This is a genomic window from Ideonella azotifigens (assembly GCF_006519715.1).
In the GTDB taxonomy this organism is placed as follows: domain Bacteria; phylum Pseudomonadota; class Gammaproteobacteria; order Burkholderiales; family Burkholderiaceae_C; genus Ideonella; species Ideonella azotifigens.
The window spans coordinates 1-1,206 of the sequence record NZ_VIDT01001118.1 but is presented as its reverse complement, the minus strand read 5'-3'; the positions used below and the strand labels follow the sequence as shown (position 1 = coordinate 1,206).

Annotated in this window: 1 protein-coding gene and 1 pseudogene; one reads left to right on the top strand and one right to left on the bottom strand. The window is 69.6% G+C overall.

What is annotated here, in order from left to right; all coding sequences use genetic code 11:
- Positions 1-198, bottom strand: a pseudogene (locus FKP22_RS34195) (hydroxypyruvate isomerase); the annotation flags it as partial.
- A 63-nt stretch (positions 199-261) separates the two neighbouring features.
- Between FKP22_RS34195 and FKP22_RS31015 the strand changes: the two are divergent.
- On the top strand, positions 262-1,206 hold a 945-nt coding region (locus tag FKP22_RS31015; protein WP_141292014.1), incomplete at its 3' end, for an amidohydrolase family protein.

The following is a 1,206-nucleotide window of genomic DNA, read 5'->3' as shown; positions in this document are numbered from 1 at the left end:
CCAGTCACCGGCCGGCAGGTTGTGCAGCACCATCTGCAGGCCGGCCGCATCCATCTCGGCGCGCAATGCGTCGGCCGGGAAGTCGTACGGAAACTGGCATTCGACGAAGCGGAAGCCGGCCGCGGCGGCACGCGCAAAACGCTGCGGCAGCGGCACCTCGGTGAACAGCATCGAAAGATTGGCGGCGAAACGAGGCATACCTGACCTGGATGGGCACTCGCTGTGCAACGATGGCGGGCCTTCACGATACCAGCGCGCGCCATGACCTCTGCCGCCCCCCGCCGCACCCTGCTGATCCGCAACGCCGAGCTGATCGCCACGCTGGACGACCAGCGCCGCGAACTGCGCCACGCCAGCCTGCTGGTACAGGACCGGCAGATCGTCGCGCTGGGCAGCGCCGAGGACCTGCGGCCCTGGCTGCCGGCGGACGGCGTGGACGAGGAGATCGACGCGAGCGACCACATCGTCATCCCCGGCCTGGTGAACACCCACCACCACATGTACCAGAGCCTGACGCGGGCCATCCCCGCGGCGCAGAACGCCGAGCTGTTCGGCTGGCTGCGCACGCTCTACCCGCTCTGGGCCGGGCTGACTCCGGAGATGGTGCAGGTCTCGACCCAGGTGGCGATGGCAGAGCTGCTGCTCTCGGGCTGCACCACCAGCTCGGACCACCTGTACCTCTACCCGAACGGCGTGAAGCTGGACCACAGCATCGAGGCCGCGGCCGAGATCGGCATGCGCTTCCATGCCGCACGCGGCAGCATGAGCGTGGGCGAAAGCGCTGGCGGGCTGCCGCCGGACAGCCTGGTCGAAGACGAAGCCGCGATCCTGGCCGACACCCAGCGCCTGATCGAGACCTATCACGATGCCGAGCCGCTGGCGATGCTGCGCGTGGTGGCCGCGCCCTGCTCGCCGTTTTCGGTCAGCCGCGATCTGATGCGTGAATCGGCCCGGCTGGCGCGGGCGCTGGGCACGCGCATGCACACCCACCTGGCCGAGAACGACCACGACGTGGCCTACAGCCTGGCCAAGTTCGGCATGACGCCGGCGCAGTACGCCGAGAGCCTGGGCTGGGTCGGCGACGACGTGTGGCATGCCCACTGCGTGAAGCTGGACGACGCCGGCATTGCCCGCTTTGCCGCCACCGGCACCGGCGTGGCGCATTGCCCGTGCAGCAACATGCGGCTGGCCTCGGGCATTGCGCCG